This is a genomic window from Plantactinospora sp. KLBMP9567, from assembly GCF_033446045.1.
Lineage (GTDB): Bacteria > Actinomycetota > Actinomycetes > Mycobacteriales > Micromonosporaceae > Plantactinospora.
The window spans coordinates 1-18,063 of the sequence record NZ_JAWQRR010000023.1; the positions used below are offsets into that span (position 1 = coordinate 1).

General features: G+C 74.8%; 17 protein-coding genes. 15 read left to right on the plus strand and 2 right to left on the minus strand.

Annotated features, from left to right (window positions below):
- Window positions 1-795 (minus strand): SigB/SigF/SigG family RNA polymerase sigma factor, encoded by a 795-nt coding sequence (locus R6Y94_RS19150; RefSeq protein WP_318397248.1) that lies wholly within the window; start codon window positions 793-795, stop codon window positions 1-3.
- 210 nt (window positions 796-1,005) lie between these two features.
- On the opposite strand from R6Y94_RS19150, the gene R6Y94_RS19155 reads away from it, so the two are divergent.
- The gene (locus tag R6Y94_RS19155; RefSeq protein WP_318397249.1) at window positions 1,006-1,650 is read left to right on the plus strand and encodes a nucleotidyltransferase family protein; all 645 of its coding nucleotides are present in this window, start codon (window positions 1,006-1,008) and stop codon (window positions 1,648-1,650) included.
- Window positions 1,651-1,766: 116 nt separating this feature from the next.
- Here the strand turns inward: R6Y94_RS19155 and R6Y94_RS19160 are convergent, their stop codons facing one another.
- Entirely contained in the window at window positions 1,767-3,413 is a 1,647-nt protein-coding gene (locus R6Y94_RS19160; protein WP_318397250.1) for a PucR family transcriptional regulator, read from the minus strand.
- A 77-nt stretch (window positions 3,414-3,490) separates the two neighbouring features.
- Here R6Y94_RS19160 and uraD point away from each other — a divergent pair, with 77 nt between their 5' ends.
- The 14 genes from uraD (at window position 3,491) to R6Y94_RS19230 (ending at window position 18,022) form a co-directional block, all read left to right on the plus strand.
- Window positions 3,491-4,069: a 2-oxo-4-hydroxy-4-carboxy-5-ureidoimidazoline decarboxylase gene (gene uraD / locus R6Y94_RS19165; protein ID WP_318397251.1), complete on the plus strand. Its 579-nt coding sequence runs from the start codon at window positions 3,491-3,493 to the stop codon at window positions 4,067-4,069.
- Window positions 4,066-4,449 (plus strand): hydroxyisourate hydrolase, encoded by a 384-nt coding sequence (uraH, locus tag R6Y94_RS19170; protein ID WP_318397252.1) that lies wholly within the window; start codon window positions 4,066-4,068, stop codon window positions 4,447-4,449. The genes uraD and uraH overlap by 4 nt, the downstream gene beginning before the upstream one ends.
- Before the next feature lie 13 nt (window positions 4,450-4,462).
- Entirely contained in the window at window positions 4,463-5,437 is a 975-nt protein-coding gene (gene pucL / locus R6Y94_RS19175; protein ID WP_318397253.1) for a factor-independent urate hydroxylase, read from the plus strand.
- Window positions 5,437-6,324: an FAD binding domain-containing protein gene (locus R6Y94_RS19180; protein WP_318397254.1), complete on the plus strand. Its 888-nt coding sequence runs from the start codon at window positions 5,437-5,439 to the stop codon at window positions 6,322-6,324. Before pucL ends, R6Y94_RS19180 begins: the two co-directional genes overlap by 1 nt.
- The gene (locus tag R6Y94_RS19185; protein WP_318397255.1) at window positions 6,321-6,794 is read left to right on the plus strand and encodes a (2Fe-2S)-binding protein; all 474 of its coding nucleotides are present in this window, start codon (window positions 6,321-6,323) and stop codon (window positions 6,792-6,794) included. Before R6Y94_RS19180 ends, R6Y94_RS19185 begins: the two co-directional genes overlap by 4 nt.
- Window positions 6,791-8,146: an 8-oxoguanine deaminase gene (locus tag R6Y94_RS19190; protein WP_318397256.1), complete on the plus strand. Its 1,356-nt coding sequence runs from the start codon at window positions 6,791-6,793 to the stop codon at window positions 8,144-8,146. The genes R6Y94_RS19185 and R6Y94_RS19190 overlap by 4 nt, the downstream gene beginning before the upstream one ends.
- An 83-nt stretch (window positions 8,147-8,229) precedes the next feature.
- Window positions 8,230-10,548, plus strand: a complete 2,319-nt coding sequence (gene pucD / locus R6Y94_RS19195) for a xanthine dehydrogenase subunit D (RefSeq protein ID WP_318397257.1) — start codon at window positions 8,230-8,232, stop codon at window positions 10,546-10,548.
- Window positions 10,548-11,732 (plus strand): DUF6986 family protein, encoded by a 1,185-nt coding sequence (locus R6Y94_RS19200; protein WP_318397258.1) that lies wholly within the window; start codon window positions 10,548-10,550, stop codon window positions 11,730-11,732. The genes pucD and R6Y94_RS19200 overlap by 1 nt, the downstream gene beginning before the upstream one ends.
- Before the next feature lie 33 nt (window positions 11,733-11,765).
- Entirely contained in the window at window positions 11,766-13,139 is a 1,374-nt protein-coding gene (gene allB / locus R6Y94_RS19205; protein WP_318397259.1) for an allantoinase AllB, read from the plus strand.
- Window positions 13,136-14,212 carry an allantoicase gene (gene alc, locus R6Y94_RS19210; RefSeq protein WP_318397260.1) on the plus strand — a complete coding sequence of 359 codons (1,077 nt, stop codon included), beginning with the start codon at window positions 13,136-13,138 and terminating at the stop codon, window positions 14,210-14,212. The genes allB and alc overlap by 4 nt, the downstream gene beginning before the upstream one ends.
- A complete protein-coding gene (locus R6Y94_RS19215) occupies window positions 14,209-15,432 on the plus strand; it encodes an aminoglycoside phosphotransferase family protein (RefSeq protein ID WP_318397261.1) in 1,224 nt (407 codons plus the stop codon). Before alc ends, R6Y94_RS19215 begins: the two co-directional genes overlap by 4 nt.
- A gap of 99 nt (window positions 15,433-15,531) precedes the next feature.
- Window positions 15,532-16,194 (plus strand): hypothetical protein, encoded by a 663-nt coding sequence (locus R6Y94_RS19220; protein ID WP_318397262.1) that lies wholly within the window; start codon window positions 15,532-15,534, stop codon window positions 16,192-16,194.
- 40 nt (window positions 16,195-16,234) lie between these two features.
- Window positions 16,235-17,356 carry a protein-L-isoaspartate O-methyltransferase family protein gene (locus R6Y94_RS19225; RefSeq protein WP_318397263.1) on the plus strand — a complete coding sequence of 374 codons (1,122 nt, stop codon included), beginning with the start codon at window positions 16,235-16,237 and terminating at the stop codon, window positions 17,354-17,356.
- Window positions 17,357-17,887: 531 nt separating this feature from the next.
- On the plus strand, window positions 17,888-18,022 hold the full coding sequence (locus R6Y94_RS19230; protein WP_318397515.1) for a hypothetical protein: 135 nt from the start codon (window positions 17,888-17,890) through the stop codon (window positions 18,020-18,022).
- Window positions 18,023-18,063: the final 41 nt, after the last annotated feature.

An 18,063-nucleotide genomic window follows, 5' to 3' on the forward strand; every position in this document is an offset into this window, starting at 1 on the left:
TCAGTACGTGTCGGCGAGTTGGCTGCGGAGTTTGGTGAGGGCGCGGGTGAGGAGGCGGCTGATGTGCATTTGGGAGACGCCGATTTGTTCGGCGATCTGGGATTGGGTGAGGTTGCCGTAGAAGCGGAGGGTGAGGATTTTTTGTTCGCGTTGGTCGAGGGTGGCGAGGGCGGGGCCGAGGGCGACGCGGAGTTCGGCGAGTTCGTATTCGTTGTCTTCGGTGCCGAGGAGGTCGCCGAGTTCGGTGGTGCGGTCGCCGTCGCCGGTGGGGGTGGACAGGGAGACGGCGTTGTAGGCGCGGGCGCCTTCGAGTCCTTCGAGGATTTCTTCTTCGGTGAGGTGGAGGTGGGTGGCGATGTCGGTGATGGTGGGGGAGCGGCCGAGGGTTTGCAGGAGGGTGCTGTTGGCTTCGCTGATGGCGAGGCGGAGTTCTTGGAGGCGGCGGGGGACGCGGATGTCCCAGGTGCGGTCGCGGAAGTGTCGTTTGAGTTCGCCGATGATGGTGGGGATGGCGTAGCCGGCGAAGTCGACGCCGCGGGTGGGGTCCCATTTGTCGATGGCTTTGATGAGGCCGACGGCGGCGGTTTGGGTGAGGTCGTCGGTGGGTTCGCCGCGTCCGCTGTAGCGGTGGGCGAGGTGGTGGGCGAGGGGGAGCCAGGCTTCGATGGCTTTGTCGCGGAGGGCGGGTCGGGAGGGGTGGTGTGCGGGTAGGGCGGTCATGGCGTGGAGTAGGTCGGTGGCGGTGTCGGTGAGGGCGTGGTTGTCGGTCCGGGTGGTGGTTGTGGTGGCGGTCATGGTGGTCCTCCCTGCGCTGAAGTGGTGGCGGGGACGGGGGTTGTCCGGTGGTGGGTGGTCGGTTGGTGGGTGGTGGTGTGGCTGTTCAGGCATCACCTTAGCCCGTTGGTATTGGTTGAGGCTAGCCGAACGGCTGATGTATAAAAGGTGCAAAGCATTCCATAGCAGGAACTTCGTCGAGATCTTGCGACTGAACTAGGCTCACGGACCGTGACCCATCTCGCCCCGGACGAGCCCAGAGCGCACCGGCCGGGACCATCCATCCCCGGACCGGTCGCCGCCGACCGGGTCGCCGGGCTGGTGCTCGCCGCCGGTGCCGGGCGGCGCTACGGCGGGCCCAAGGCGCTGGTCCGGCTGGACGGCCGACTGCTGGTCGAACGGGCGGTCCAGGTCGCCCGCGCCGGTGGCTGCGGGCCGGTGCTCGCGGTGCTCGGTGCCGCCGCGTCGACCGTGCGGTCCCGGGCGGAACTCGGCGACGCCGTACCGGTGGAGAACCCGGAGTGGGCGACCGGGATGGGCTCCTCGCTGCGCGCCGGGCTGGCCACGCTGCGGGACTCCGGCGCCGTCGCGGCGGTGGTCCTGCTGGTCGACATGCCGGGGATCACCGCCGAGGCGGTCCGTCGGCTGGTCGAGATCGCCGAACCGGACGCGCTCGGCATGGCCGGCTACGGCACCCGGCGCGGCCATCCGGTACTGCTCGGCCGGGCGCACTGGCCCGGCGTGGCCGAGCTGGCGGTCGGCGACGTCGGTGCCCGGCCCTACCTGCGCCGGCACGAGGCCCGGGTGTCGGTCGTACCCTGTGACGACGTCGCGGACGACGCGGACCTCGACGTGCCACCGGCGACCGTGCCGTGACGCCCGACCGGCGTCGTGCTGCGCGACCGTGACGTGATGGCGGTAAGGCGGCGACCGTGCCGGGACGCCCGACCGGCGTCCCGAGCGGCGGCGTGGCACCGGGGCAGACCGGCGGGTCAGCGCGGCAGGCGCAGCGCGAGATAGAAGTCGACCCGGTCGGGGAACCGGGACAGGTCACGCCCGGTGAGCTGCTCGATCCGGCCGATCCGGTAGCGCAGGGTATTGACATGCAGGTGCAGCCGTTCGGCCGCCCGACTCCACGAACCGGAACAGGCCAGGAACTCGTCCAACGTACTGACCAGGTCGGCGTGGTGTGCACGGTCGTAGGCCAGCACCGGGCCGAGCACCCGGTCTCGGAACGCCCGCCTCGCCTCCGGGGGTACGCCGCTGAGCAGCAGCAGGTGCGAGGCGAGGTCGCCGGCCGAGACCACGGTGCCGGGGTCGGGATCCGCCAGCGCCGTCGTTAGGGCGTGCTCGGCCTGCTCCACCGCGCCTGCCAGGGCATCCGGTTCGGCGGCCGGCCCGCTGATCCCCACCGCGAGCCGCCCGGCGCCGAGCCCCGGCACCAGCCCCGCGACCGTGCCCCGGACCGCGTCGGGAACCCCGGCCAGTTCGGTCCGCCCGCCCGCCAGCACGGCGAGCACCGTCCCGGGGCGGGCGGTGCCGGTGACCATGGCGGGCAGCGGCGTCGACCGGACGATTTCCTCGGTGACCGCGATCGCCAGCTCGGGGGGTGTGGTCAGCCCGGTCAGCCGGACGGCCAGCACCAGCAGGGTCGACCGGGGTGGCAGCCCACCGGAGGACAGCGCGGCGCGCAGCTCCGCCGGGGAGGCGGTGGTGGACAGGGCCGTACCGAGCTGGTCGGCGAGCCGCCGTTCCACCCGGCCCGCCTCGTCGGCGTGGGCCCGTTCCAGCGCCACCAGGCTGACCAGCTCGGCCGCCGCCTCGGGTAGCCCGGGCGGCGGAACGGCATCGCCGACCGTGGATCGGGCGGTGGCGATCGTGGACGGGGCGGAGCCGGCGGTCGCGGGCCGGACGGCATCGTCGGCATCGGACGGTCCGGTGTGCCGGACCGCGCAGGCCAGCATCCAGGCGGCGAGCCGGTGCTCGGGGCGGCCGGAGACGGCGACCAGCCAGATCCGCCGGCCGTCGACGTCGACCAGGGCCGGCAACCGGCCGGCGGCCAGGAACAAGATCGCCAACCGGCGGCTGGCGTCGGACGGAAGCGGCCCGGTGCCGGCGACGGTCCGCCCGGTCGAGGTCAGCACCCAGCAGTCGACGCCGAGATCGGCGGCGACCGGCTGGAGCAGGTCGGCCAGCCGGGCGCCGCCGGCCATCGCCGCGACCAGACCCCGGTACCGGCCGAGCACCGTCGCCAGCCCGTTCGCCCGGCGGGCCCACAGCGTCGGGGTGACCTCGTCGATGATGTCCCGGAAGGAGACCTCCACCGGGACCTCGAACAGCGGTACCCCGTACCGCCGGCACGCCGTCACCAGGTCCACCGGCACGGACCCGTACGCCGCGTCGCCGGCCCCGATCGCGGTGACTCCGGCGGCGGCGCAGGCGGCCACGAACCCGTCCGAGTCACCGGCCCGGCGGCGCCACATCAGCCCGGTCAGTACGATCTCGCCCCCGGAGAGGTAGCGGCGTGGATCGGGCAGGTCGGTGACGTACACCCGGCTGACCGTGCGGTCCAGTTCCGCCTCGCCGGTGAGCAGGGTCAGGCGCAACTGGGGCCGGTCCAGCGCCTCGCGCAGCAGCATCGCGTACCCGTCCGATCCCGGCGACAGGCCGGTTGGAGGAACCTACGAAAACGATACGGCGGCCGGCCGTGGTTTCGGTGTTCGCGCCGGTTCACCCGGGCACCACCCGGCTGTTGTACTTCTCCCGACCGCAGGAGGTGATCCGGGTGGCCACCGTCAGCGCGATGTTGGACGAGTTCAACCGGCGCTCCGCCGCCGAGGCCGAGACGGAGCTGCTCGCCTGCTGCGCCGTACCGGGCTGGGCCCGGGCGGTGACGGCCGGACGGCCGTACCCGGACGTGGCAGCGGTGGTCGCGGCGGCCGACGCCGTGCTGCGGCGGCTGGACTGGCCGGAGGTGGCGGGGGCGCTGGGCGCGCACCCGCGAATCGGCGAGCGGCCGACCGGCACCGGCCGGGAGTCCGCCTGGTCCCGCCGGGAACAGTCCGGCCTCGACGGTGCCGACCGGGACACCCGGGCCGCGCTCGCCCGGGTCAACCGGGAGTACGAGCAGCGGTTCGGGCACCTCTTCCTGGTATTCGCCGACGGCCGGACCGACGCGGAACTGCTCGCGGCGGCCCGGCGGCGGCTCGGCAACGATCCCGGTACCGAACGCGCGGTGGTGCGGGACGAACTGCGGCAGATCGCGCTGCTCCGGCTGAGGAGGCTGCTCTCGTGACCGACGACCGGACGAGTGCGCCGGACGGTCTGATCCGGATCTCCACACACGTGCTGGACACCGTACGCGGCGAGCCGGCCGCCGACGTCCCGGTCCGGCTGGACCGGCGGGACAGCGGCGGCTGGACGCCGGTGGCACACGGCCGGACCGACTCCGACGGCCGGCTGACCGGCTGGACGCCGCTGCTGGACCGGCTGCCGCTGCGGGGCTGGCAGGCCGGCGGCTACCGGCTGGTGTTCCAGGTCGAGGGCCACTTTCCGCCCGGCACGGCGTTCTTCCCGGAGATCGTCGTCGCCTTCCAGGTCACCGAGCCGGACCGGCACCACCACGTACCGCTGCTGCTCAGCCCGTACGGCTACACCACCTATCGAGGAAGCTGAGGAGGCGGGGGCGGTGGCGATCGTGCTCGGCGCGAACCAGTACGGCAAGGCCGAGGTGCGGCTGGTCCGGGTACGCCGGGACGGTCCCCGGCACGAACTGCGCGACCTGACCGTCAGCATCGCGCTCGCCGGTGACCTCGCCGAGGTGCACCGCAGCGGGGACAACGCGCACGTGCTGCCCACCGACTCGCAGAAGAACACCGTGTACGCCTTCGCCCGCGAACACGGCGTCGACCAGCCCGAGGAGTTCGGCCTGCTGCTCGCCCGGCACTTCGTCCGGAGCGCGCCGGCGATCACCCGGGCCCGGGTGGAGCTGACCGAGCACGGCTGGCGGCGGCTCGGCCCGCACTCCTTCCAGCGCGACGGCGCGGAGAGCCGTACCGCCACGGTGACGGTGGGCACCGACGGCAGCACCGTGGAGTCCGGGATCTCCGGGCTGGTGCTGCTGAACAGCACCGACTCGGAGTTCAGGGGTTACCTGAAGGACCGGTACACGACGCTGCCGGAGACCGGCGACCGGATCCTGGCCACCGCCGTCGAGGCGCGGTGGCGGCACCGCGACGCCGGCCCGGCCGACCGGGGGCGGGACTGGGCGCAGTCGTACGCCGGGGTGCGGGCCGCGCTGGTCGGCGCGTTCGTGGAAACCTACAGCCGCTCCCTGCAACAGACCCTGTACGCGATGGGGCACCGGGTGCTGGCGGAGCGTCCGGAGGTCGCGCAGGTGCGGTTGGCGCTGCCCAACCGGCACCACCTGCTGGTGGACCTGGCGCCGTTCGGGCTGGACAACCCGGGCGAGGTGTTCGTGGCCACCGACCGGCCGTACGGGCTGATCGAGGGGACGGTGACCCGCACACCGGAGGACGGAAGCGGGTCACCGGAGGACGGCACTGGGCCACCGGAGGACGGAAGCGGGTCACCGGAGGACGGGACGGCCGCACTGCGGGGCGGCCCGGCGGGGGCGGCGGCCGGGGACGGCGGGCCGGACTGATGGTCGTCGCACAGCCGGAGATGGAGTTCCTGCAGCCGGAGAGCTGGGCCGAGGCGCTGGCCACCCGGGCGGCGTACCCGGAGGCGCTGCCGGTGGCCGGCGGCACCGACGTGATGGTGGAGCTGAACTTCGCCCGGCGCCGCCCGCCGGCCCTGCTCGACCTGGGCCGGGTCGCCGGGCTGGCCGACTGGGGCACCGAGGACGGCCTGCTGCGGCTCGGCGCCGGGCTGCCGTACCGGCGGATCGTCACCGAACTGGCCGGCCGGGTGCCGGGGCTGGCGATGGCGGCCCGGACGGTCGGTTCGGCGCAGATCCGCAACCGGGGCACCGTCGGCGGCAACCTCGGCTCGGCGTCACCGGCCGGAGACGCGCTGCCGCCGCTGCTCGCCGCCGGGGCGCTGGTGGAACTGGCCTCGGTCCGGGGCGTCCGCCGGGTGCCGGTCGCCGGTTTCTGCACCGGGCCGAAGCGTAGCGTGCTGGCCCCGGACGAGCTGATCGCGGCGGTCCTGCTGCCGCCGGACGGTGGGCCGGAGCAGTTCGCCAAGGTCGGCACCAGGAACGCCATGGTGATCGCGGTCTGTTCGTTCGCGCTGGCGCTGCGCCCGGCGAGCCGGACGGTCGGCACCGGGATCGGTTCCGCGGCCCCGACCCCGGTCCGGGCACCGGCGGCCGAGGAGCTGCTCGCCGCCGAGCTGCCCTGGGCGGACCGGGCCGCACTGCCGGAGCCGCTGGTCCGCCGGTTCGGCGAGCTGGTCGCGGCGGCGGCCAGCCCGATCGACGACGTGCGCGGCACCGCCGCCTACCGCCGGCACGCGCTCGGCGTACTGGCCCGGCGGGCCGTGCAGCGGGCCTGGGCGGAACACCGACGGGGAGGGGGCGACGGGTGAGGATCGAGTGTGTGGTCAACGGCGAGCCGCGCCGGGCCGACGACGTGTGGGCCGGGGAGAGCCTGCTGCACGTGCTGCGGGAGCGGCTCGGCCTGCCCGGTGCCAAGAACGCCTGCGAGCAGGGCGAGTGCGGCTCCTGCACGGTCTACCTCGACGGGGAGCCGGTCTGCGCCTGCCTGGTGCCGGCCGGGCAGGCCCGGGGCCGCGAGGTGGTCACCGTGGAAGGGCTCGGCCCGGGGCCGGGCGAACTCGACCCGGTGCAGCGGGCGTTCGTCGCCGCCGGCGCCGTGCAGTGCGGATTCTGCACTCCGGGACTGGTCGTCGCGGTACACGACCTGCTGGCCCGGACGCCGTCGCCGGCCGACCCGGAGATCCGGGAGGCGCTGGCCGGGAACCTGTGCCGGTGCACCGGATACGAGAAGATCCTGACGGCGGTACGTCTCGCCGCCGGGCGGGAGCACGAGTCGTGATCATCATCGAGAACTGCGCGGTCGCCACGGTCGACCCGGCCGGCACCGAGTACTCCGACGGGCACCTGGTGCTGGACGAGGGCCGGATCGTCGCGGTCGGCCCCGGGCACGCCCCCCGCTACCACCGCTCGGTACGCCGGATCGACGGCACCGGCTGCCTCGCCACCCCCGGCCTGGTCAACACCCACCACCACCTCTACCAGTGGGCGACCCGGGGGATGGCGCAGCAGGCGGAGCTGTTCGGCTGGCTGAAGGCGCTCTATCCGGTCTGGGCCGGGCTGGACGCCGAGGTGGTGGCCGCGACCACCGCCGCCGGACTCGGCTGGCTGGCGCTGCACGGCTGCACCACCAGCACCGACCACCACTACGTCTATCCGGCCGGGGCGGGTGACCTGATGGCCGCCCAGGTCGAGGCGGCCCGCGAGGTGGGGCTGCGGTTCCATCCGTGCCGGGGGTCGATGGATCTCGGGGTGTCCTCGGGCGGGCTGCCGCCGGACGGGATCGTCGAGGAGACCGAGGCGGCGCTGGCCGCCACCGAGGAGGCGATCGACCGCTACCACGACCCGGCCGACGACGCGATGCTGCGGGTGGCGGTGGCGCCCTGCTCGCCGTTCAGCGTCACGCCGAAGCTGATGGCCGAGGCGGCGGCGCTGGCCCGGCGCCGGGGCGTACGGCTGCACACCCATCTCGCCGAGACCGCCGACGAGGAGGAGTACTGCCAGCAGACCCACGGCTGCGCCCCGGTCGAGTACGCCGAACGGCTCGGCTGGCTCGGCCCGGACGTCTGGCTCGCGCACGGCGTACACCTGGACGACGCCGGGCTGGACGCGCTGGCCCGCACCGGCACCTCGGTCGCGCACTGTCCCAGCTCGAACGCCCGGCTCGGGGCCGGTGTCGCGCGGATCCGGGAAATGCTGGACCGGGGAATGGCAGTCGGGCTCGGTGTGGACGGGCCGGCGTCGCAGGAGGCCGGTCAGCTCGGTGCGGAGCTGCGGCAGGCGCTCTATGCGGCCCGACTGGGGGGTGGCGCGGCGGCGCTGACCGCCCGGGAGGCGCTGGCGCTCGGCACCATCGGCGGGGCCCGCTGTCTGGGCCGGGGTGGCCAGCTCGGCTCGCTGGAGGTCGACAAGCTCGCCGACGTGGTGCTGTGGCGGCTGGACGGGCTCGGGCACGTCGGGATCGACGACCCGGTGGCGGCGCTGGTCTTCGGGCCGCCGGCGGCGGTGGACCTGTTGCTGGTGGGGGGTGAACCGGTGGTGGACAACGGTGAGTTGCGGACCGCGGACGAACGGGAGTTGACCCGGCGGGTTCGGCGGGCGCATCGGACGTTGGTCCGGAAGGCACGACGATGACGGGCGTGGAGTCCGGAGGTTCCGGGTGGTCGGTGGGCGCGGTGACCTCTCCTGGTTCCGGGCCGCCTGGTGACGTGCGGTGCGTGCGGGGTGGGGTGGCGCCCGAGCGGGACCGCGAGGCCGGGACGGCCGGGGGGATCGGGGCCAGTCCGGTACGGCCGGACGGTGCCCTGAAGGTACGCGGAGAGTTCGCGTTCTCGTCGGATCTGTGGGCCGACGACATGCTCTGGGGTGCGACGCTGCGCAGTCCCCACCCGTCGGCCACGATCCGGCGCGTCGACGTCGGCCCGGCGCTGGCGGTGCCGGGCGTGTACGCGGTGCTGACCAGTGACGACGTGCCGGGGGACCGGTACTACGGGCTGGATGTCGCCGACCAGCCGGTGCTGGCGGTCGACGAGGTCTGTTACCGGGGCGAGCCGGTGGCGATCGTGGCCGCCGACCATCCGGAGACCGCGCGCCGGGCGGTGCGGCGGATCGCGGTCGACTACCGGGTGCGGGAGCCGGTGACGGATCCGGAGGCGGCGCTGGCCGGTGGGCGGCTGGTGCGGCACGTGCCGATCCGCCGGGGTGATCCGGCGGCGGTCGCCGAGGTGGTGGTGACCGGGGAGTACCGGGTCGGCATGCAGGACCAGGCGTTCCTCGGGCCGGAGTCCGGGCTGGCGGTGCCGGCGCCGGACGGCGGGGTCGAGCTGTACGTCGCCACCCAGTGGCTGCACGCCGACCAGCGGCAGGTGGCGGCCGCGCTCGGGTTGCCGGTCGAGCTGGTCCGGCTGAGCCTGGCCGGGGTCGGTGGCGCGTTCGGTGCCCGGGAGGACCTGTCCATGCAGGTGCACGCCAGCCTGCTGGCGTTGCGTACCGGGCGGCCGGTGAAGATGGTCTACGGCCGGGAGGAGTCGTTCGTCGGGCACGTGCACCGGCATCCGGCGATCCTGCGCTACGAGCACGGCGCCACCCGGGACGGCGAGCTGGTCTACGTACGGGCCCGGATCCTGCTCGACGGTGGGGCGTACACGTCCACGACCCCGGCGGTGGTGGCGAACGCGGCCAGTCTCGGGGTGGGACCGTACCGGGTGCCGAACGTGACGGTGGACGCGTACGGGGTGCACACCAACAACCCGCCGTGCGGGGCGATGCGCGGGTTCGGCGCGGTGCAGGCGTGCTTCGGGTACGAGTCGCAGATGGACCGGCTGGCCGAGGCGGTGGGGCTGGATCCGGTGCAGGTGCGGGTACGCAACGCCCTGGCCGAGGGCGGGGTGATGCCGACCGGGCAGGTGGTGGAGGGGCCGGCGCCGGTGGCCCGGCTGTTGGAGCTGGTGCGGGACCGGCCGGCGCCGCCCCCCGTCGGGGACGATCCGCGGCAGTTGCCGGGCGGGGTGGCGAACACGACCACGCCGGAACAGGTGGTCCGGGGGGTCGGGTACGCGATCGGAATCAAGAACGTCTGCTTCTCCGAGGGGTTCGACGACTACGCGACGGCGCGGGTCCGGCTGGAGCTGATTGGTGGCGAGCCGACGGCGTTGGTGCACACGGCAGCGGCCGAGGTGGGGCAGGGCCTGGTCACCGTGCAGGCGCAGATCGCCCGGACCGAGCTGGGGGTCGAGCGGGTGGTGGTGGCGACCGCCGACACCACGGTGGGGAGTGCGGGGTCGTCGTCGGCGTCCCGGCAGACGTACATGACCGGCGGTGCGGTGCGGGCGGCCTGCCGGGCGGTCCGGGCGGCGCTTGTCGCGCGGCTGGCCGGCGGGCCCGGTGCCGGTGGTGACGACGGTGCCGGGCGGGTCGATGGTGCCGGGCAGATCGACGGGGGTGGGCTGGAGCTGGCCGGTGGCGTGGTACGGGACGCCGCCGGCCGCACGCTCGGCATCCTGGTCGACCTGCTCGGCGCCGGCCCGGTCGAGGAGACCGCCCGCTGGCGGCACCGCCCGACCCGGCCGCTCGACCCGGTTACCGGGCAGGGCGACGCGCACGTGCAGTACGCCTTTGCGGCGCACCGGGCCACCGTGGACGTGGACCCCGAACTCGGGCTGGTCCGGGTGGTGGAGATCGCCACCGCCCAGGACGTGGGCCGGGCGATCAACCCGCAGGCGGTGCTGGGGCAGATCCAGGGCGGCACGGCCCAGGGGCTCGGGTTGGCACTGATGGAGGAACTCCAGGTGGCCGACGGGGTGATCCGGAACCCGTCCTTCACCGACTATCTGATCCCGACCGTCCTGGATGTGCCGCCGATGGCGGTCGACGTGCTGGAGTTGGCCGACCCGCACGCCCCGTACGGGCTGCGCGGAGTGGGGGAGCCGCCGACCATCTCGGCCACTCCGGCGATCGTCGCGGCGATCCGGGCGGCGACCGGGTTGCCGCTGGCCCGGGTACCGGTCCGGCCCGAGCACCTGACCGGGACCGGCTGATGGGACGGCTCTCCCCCGACGTCCTCGCCGAGCTGGACGCGCGGCTCGGGCCGGTCGACGCCGAGCTGCGGCGGCGCTATCCGGGCCAGGCGGCGGGGCGGCAGCCGGTGCACACCGTCTACGTGCCTGCCGACCGCTGCCATCCGGAGCTGGTGGCCCGGTGGGGTGCGGCGGCACTGGCGTCGTTGCGGGACCATCCGCCGCTGCCGTACCCGGCCGAGCTGCACGGGCGGGTGGTCGACAAGCTGCGCCGGGAGCCGATCGAGGACCTGCGGATCGACTTCGAGGACGGCTACGGGGTACGCGAGGACGAGGCCGAGGACGCGGCGGCCCGGGCGGCGGGGCGGCTGGCGGGTAATGGGCTCGGGGTGCCCTTTCTGGGCTTGCGGATCAAGAGCCTGACCGGGGCGCTCCGGCGCAGGGCGGTGCGCACCCTGGATCTCTTCCTCGACGCGCTGCGCGACGGCGGTGCGCTGCCCCCGGCCGGCCGGTTGGTGGTGACGCTGCCGAAGGTGAGCGTGCCGGCCCAGGTCGAGGCGATGGTGCTGCTCTGCGACCGGCTGGAGGCGGCGTACGGGTTGCCGGCCGGGTGGCTGCGCTTCGAGGTGCAGATCGAGACGCCGGCGGCGATCCTCGGGGCGGACGGGCTGGCCACCCCGGGCCGGCTGATCGGGGCGGCCGCCGGCCGGTGCACCGGGTTGCACTACGGCACCTACGACTACAGCGCCGCCTGCGGGATCGCCGCCGCGCAGCAGAGCTCGGCGCACCCGGTGGCCGACTTCGCCAAGGCGGTGATGCAGGTGGCCGCCGCCGAAACCGGGGTACGGCTCTCCGACGGCTCGACCAACCTGCTCCCGGTCGGCGACACCGCTGCGGTACAGGCCGGCTGGGCGGAGCACGCCGCGCTGGTGCGGCGCGGGCTGGAACGCGGCTACTACCAGGGCTGGGACCTGCATCCGGCCCAGTTGCCGACCCGGTTCGCCGGCACGTACGCGTTCTTCCGGGACGGTCGGGCGGCGGCGGTGGCGCGGCTGCGGGCGTACCTCGACCGGCGGTCCACCGGGATCCTGGACGAGCCGGCGACGGCCCGGGCGCTGGCCGGATTCCTGCTGCGCGGGCTGGACTGCGGTGCGCTGACCGAGGCGGAGACCGGCTACGACCGGGCCGCGCTGTCGGCGGTGTGACCGCTGTCGGCGACTGTGGGGGGAGGGGAGCGGATGGGCGGATACGACCTGGTGCTGCGGTCCCGGCGGGTGGTGTTGCCCGACGGCGAGCGGCCGGCGGCGATCTGCGTACGGGACGGCAGGATCGCCCAGGTGGCCGGCTACGACGCGCTGCCCGGCACCGACCTCGGCGACCTGGCCCTGCTGCCCGGGCTGGTGGACACGCACGTGCACGTCAACGAGCCGGGCCGGACCGAGTGGGAGGGCTTCGCCTCGGCCACCCGGGCCGCGCTGGCCGGTGGGGTCACCACGATCGTCGACATGCCGCTGAACTCGGTGCCACCGACCGTCACCGTGCCGGCGCTGCGCGACAAGCGGGACGCGGCCCGGGGCCGGTGCCATGTCGACGTCGGGTTCTGGGGCGGTGCCGTCCCGGAGCACCTGGCCGAGCTGCCCGCGCTGCACGCCGCCGGGGTGTTCGGGTTCAAGGCGTTCCTGGTCGACTCGGGGGTGCCGGAGTTCCCGCCGCTGGATCCGGCCGGGTTGCACGAGGCGCTGGCCGCCGTCGACGCGCTCTTCGTGGTGCACGCCGAGGACCCGACCCGGATCGGCGTCGCCCCGCCCTCGGCCCGGTACGCCGACTTCCTCGGCTCCCGGCCGCCGGTCGCCGAGCGGCGGGCGGTCGAGGTGGTGCTGGAGGCGGCCCGGCGGACCGGCCGGCGGGTGCACATCCTGCACCTGTCGGCCGCCGACGCGCTGCCGGCGGTCGTCGCCGCCCGCTCCGACGGGGTACGGGTGACCGTGGAGACCTGCCCGCACTACCTGACCCTGGACGCCGCCGAGATCCCGGACGGGGCGACCGAGTTCAAGTGCTGCCCGCCGATCCGGGACGCGGCGAACCGGGCGGCGCTCTGGGCCGGCCTGGCCGACGGGCTGGTCGACTGCGTGGTCTCGGACCACTCCCCGTGCCCGCCCGACATGAAGCGGCTCGGCGGCGACTTCGGCGCGGCCTGGGGCGGGATCGCCTCGGTGCAGCTGGGGCTGCCGGTGGTCTGGACCGAGGCGCGGCGGCGCGGGCACGGTCTCGCCGACCTGGTGCGCTGGATGGCACGGCGGCCCGCCGAGATCGCCGGGCTGCCCGGCAAGGGGGTGCTGCGGGTCGGCGCCGACGCCGACCTGGTGGCGCTGGACCCGGACGCGGAGTGGACCGTGGAGCCGGCCCGACTGCTGCACCGGCACCCGGTCACCCCGTACGCCGGGCGTCGGCTGACCGGGGTGGTCCGGGGTACCTGGCTGCGCGGCGCGCCGGTTGCCGCGACGGACCCGCCCCGGGGACGTCTGCTGTCCCGGCAGGACCGGCGGCCCGGCGATCCGGCGGGGGACGGGAGCGGGCCTGCGGGGCGGCGGGCCGGGGAGGGACCGGGATGAGTGCGTTCACCGAGCTGCCGGACCTGGCGTCGCGGTCGCTCGGCGGCGGGGTGGTGGCGGCCAACGACGAGTTCTTCGCCGCCCGGGACAACCTGGTCACGGACGAGCCGCCGGGCTTCGCCGCCGGCACCTTCGGGGCCAAGGGCCAGGTGTACGACGGCTGGGAGACCCGCCGCCGCCGGGAGCCCGGGCACGACTGGGCGATCCTCCGGCTCGGCACCCCCGGCGTCGTCACCGGGGTGGTGGTGGACACCTCGCACTTCGTCGGCAACTACCCGCCGTACGCCTCGGTGGAGGCATGCGGGATGGTTGGATACCCCGGCCCGGCCGACCTGGCCGGTGCCGACTGGACCACCCTGGTGCCCAGGGCGGCGCTGCGCGGGGACGGTCGTAACCTGTTCGAGGTGGACGACCCGCACCGCTACACGCACGTGCGGCTGCGGATCTACCCCGACGGCGGGGTGGCCCGGCTGCGGGTGCACGGTGTGGTCGTACCCGATCCGGCGCTCTTTCCCGACGGGCAGCTCGACCTCGCGGCGCTGGAGCACGGCGGCCTGGTGGTCGGGTGCAGCGACCTGTTCTACGGTGCGCCACGGCAGTTGATCGCACCCGGCCTGGCCCGGACCATGGGCGAGGGCTGGGAGACCGCCCGCCGGCGCGACGACGGCAACGACTGGGTACGGGTCCGGCTGGCCGTCCCCGGCCAGATCCGCCAGGTCGAGCTGGACACCAGCCACTTCAAGGGCAACGCACCGGCGGCGGCGACGCTACGCGGGATCGACACCCGGGTCGCCGACCCGGCGGACGAGGCGGCCTGGTTCGAGATCCTGCCGCGTACCCGGTTGCAGCCGGACACCCGGCACCGGTTTCCGGTCGACGCGGTCCCGACCGCCACCGAGGTCCGGCTGGACGTCTTCCCGGACGGCGGCATGGCCCGGCTGCGACTGCCCGGCCGGATCGCCCCGGCCGACCTCGACGGGCTGCGCCGCCGCTGGTCGGAGTCGTTGCCCCCGGCGCACGCCGGTCAGGTGGGTACGGCCGGGACCCGACCGGCGAGAGCCTGGTGGCCGTGACCCGGACCGTGCTGCTGCACCTGCTCGACGGCGACGGCCGGCCACTCGGCGTGCTGCCCCGCTACGACGTGCCGGCGCCCTGGTGGCAGGAGGTCGCCGACGTGGTGGCCGGGGCCCGGACGCGGTACGGCATCGGCGTCTCCGTGCTGCGGCTGCTGCACACCGACCGGCCCGCGCCGCACGGCGGTACGGTCGGCTATCTGGCCCAGCTCGACGGTGGTGCGGTGGTGCCGCCCGGCGTACCGCTGGCACCGTCCGAGGTGGACCTGTCGGCGGAGCCGCTCCGGGCGCCCTGGGCGGTGCCCGGTGGACCGGCCGCGAGCCTGCGCTGGGCCGCCGCCGAACTGCACCGGGCCGGTCGGGGTGCGCACCTCGCCGTGCCGCAGCGGGCCTGGAACCTGTCGGCGATCTGGCGGCTCGACGGGCCGGGGCCGGGGCCGGGGCCGGACGGTCCGGCCGGTGCCGGTGCGCCGGTCTGGCTCAAGCAGGTACCGGGATTCTTCGCCCACGAGGCGGTGCTGTTGCGCTGGCTCGGCACGGCGGTACCCGACCTGGCGCCGGTGCTGCTGGCCACCGACGGCTGCGGACGGATGCTGCTGGAGCACGTGCCGGGCGAGGACGGCTACGGTCTCGACCCGCCGGGCCGGGATGCGATCGCCGCCGACCAGCACCGGATCCAGCTCGCCTCGGTGGCGCAGGTCGAGACGCTGGTTGCCAGTGGCGTACCGGATCGGCGCGGGGCGGCGCTGGCCCGGACCGTACGGGACCGGCTCACCGCGCACGGTGCGGAGCTGGCGCCGGTGCGCCCGCTGCTGGACGGGCTCCCGGACCGGATGGCCGAGGTGGCCCGCTGCGGCCTGCCGGACGTGCTGGTCCACGGCGACCTGCACCCCGGCAACGTCCGGATCGCCGGCAACCGCCGGGTGATCATCGACTGGGGCGACGGCTTCGTCGGGCATCCCGGCTTCGACATCCTGCGGCTGACCGAGGCGCTCGACCCGGAGCCGGCCGGTCACCTGCTGCGGGCCTGGTCGGGGCGCTGGCGGTCGAGCGTGCCGGGCAGCGATCCGGCCCGCGCGGTCGAGCTGCTCCGCCCGGTGGCTCCGCTGTGGATGGCTGCGGTCTGTGCCGACTTCCTGTCCCGGATCGAGCCGAGCGAGCGGGTGTTCCACGCCGCCGACGTGCCGGCCTATCTGGACCGGGCGGCCCGAACGGTCTGAGCCGGCGGAGGTGACTGTCGACTTTCCGTCTTGTCTGCGCTTGTCTGCACCCGGGGCCGGTCGTAGCGTCGCGGCTATCCCGACGCGACAGGAGCCCTGTTGAGCCAGCCTGTTCCGCCGCAACTGGTCGTGCACTGCCGGATGCTCCACTTCGGCTGGGTGCCGGCGGATCCCGAGGCGGTGGCGGCGATGGTGCCGCCGGGCCTGCCACTGCCGGCCAACCGGCAGGTCTTCCTGCAGCAGTACGTGGTGGACGACGCGGTCCAGACCTCCGGGCTGGACAGTTACTCGGCGGCCGGACTCGGCCCGGACCTCGACCTGGCCGACTCGGGTCGGGCGCGCTGGTACGCCCACCACCTGAGTTCGAGCCCGCTCGCCCGGGCCCAGGCGGCGGTACGCGGCGTGCCGGCCGGCGCCGGCCGGACCACGATCGAGATCACCGGACAGGCACTGGTGGCGGTGACCGAGGCGGACGGCATGGCGCTGATCCGCACCACCGCCCGGATCGGCCGCAACGTCACCCGGGTCTACCGGGGACACGTCCGCTACCTCAGCCAACTCGGCAGCCAGCTCACCGGGGCCACCTGCCCGTACGTCTTCGAGCCGGTCACACCGTTCGAGATCGAGTCGGTGGAGTTCCTCGCGCCGGACCATCCCGTCTTCGCGCTCCGTCCGGCCAACCCGTTGGAGTTGCTGTGGGGGTTCTACTCGCCACGCTCGTCGTTCGCGCTGCCGGGCAGCGAGGGCTGGGTCGGGTGCTGAGGTCGTCCGGGCCGGCGGCGGCCGTCGTGGCGGACCGGCCATGACGGCCGCGGCCGAGCTGCGCGCCCGGTACGTCGAGGAGCTGCGCCGGGACGGACTGCTCGGCGGCGAGGACCTGGTCCGGGCGTTCGGCGCGGTGCCCCGGGAGGAGTTCGTGGCGACCGGCTTCGACGGTGGCGACGGGCGCTGGGTCGGGCCGGCCGACCCTGACTTCCTGCCCCTCGTCTACCGGAACCATCCGCTGGTGACCAAGGTCGCCGACGGTGTGCCGGTCAGTTCGTCGAGTCAGCCGTCGCTGATGGCGGCGATGATCGAGTCGCTGGAGCTGCGCCCCGGCAGCCGGGTACTGGAAATCGGCGTCGGCACCGGCTACAACGCCGCCCTGATGGCGACCATGGGCGCCCGGGTGACCACGATGGACATCGCCCCGGACGTCGTGGAGCGGGCCGGGGCCGCGCTGCGCCGGGTCGGGCTGGCCGGCTCCGTCGACGTACGCCTCGGTGACGGTTACCTCGGCGTGCCGGCGGAGGCCGGGTACGACCGGGTGGTGGTCACGGTCGGGGTCACCGGGGTCTCTCCGCGCTGGCTGGACCAGCTCGGGCCGGACGGTTACCTGCTCGCCCCGGTCGAACACGCCGGGAACCACCCGGTGCTGCGGATCCGGCCGGGCGGGCCGGGGATGGGCGAGGCGCGCGGCGAGTTGCGGGCCGGATTCATGTCGGCGGCCGGGCCGCTGGCCGCCCGCCATCCGGGAGCGCATCCGGCGCCCCGGCGGACCGGTGCGCTGCCGCCGACGACCGTGCGGCATCCGCGCCGCTGGCATCCGCCGCTGGACGTCTTCCGCTACCACGACCTGTGGTTCGCGGTCGGGGCCTGGGACCGGCGGACCACCTTCTGCGCCGGGCCGGCCGGCGGTTGGGGCGGCCCCGGCGGCTGCGCCCTGCTGGACGAGGTGCACGACGGCGGGGCGGGCCTGCTCGCCGACGGCTCGGTGCAGGCGTCCGGACCGTCCGCCGCCCGGTACGCCGCCGACGCGCTCACCCTGCGGGACCGCTGGATGGTCCGGGGCGAGCCGACGATCTCCGACTGGACCGCCCGGCTGGTGCCGGCCGGCGAGCCCGACCAGCCGATCCTGGTGCCGACCGGGTGGATTCAACGCTGAACCTCGGGCACGCCGCGCGCTGGTCGAAGCGGTGACCGGTCTTCGGCCTCGGTCTGCCCCATAACGGCTTCTGTCCCGGGTGCGACCCGGAGCTTCGGGGCGAGATGACCCAGGGCGGGCGGCATGCCCTGACCGGGCGTTCGTGCCGCTCCCCGCAACCTGGGCCGTACCCGAAGACGCGCCGTTTCGTAACGTCCGGTTCCACACCGGCACTGCCGGCACGGCGGCACCGCGCGTACCGGTGGTCGGGGTGGGGCAGGCTACCTCGGAATCGGGCCGCGCTGCCGGGTTTCCGATCGGCCAGAGTGGCAACTCCGATGTCGGGTTGCCCCGATCGTGCGTGACGTCGGGGGCTGTGCTCAAGACGGCCTCCGGGCAGCCCAGGCGCCCAGAGGTGCCCAGGCGAGGACGACCGGCGCGTACCAGCGGGAGGTGCCGGGGAAACCGGTCAGTCGGCGGCAGAACGGCAGAGCCGGTACGGCGGTGGTCGTCCTGCCCGTCCAGAGCAGGTGACGACCAGGGGAGGACAGCATGTCCAGCGAGATCATGGACGCCGAGCGGGACCGACCGGACCAGGCGGCGGTGGAGAGCGAGCGCGGAGCCCTCGTCGCGGTGTTGGTGATGGTCGTGCTCGGGGTGGCCGGCATCTTCGCCGTCTCCACGTGATGGTGTCCGATCTCCCACGCACGGGACCCGCCGGCCGGCGC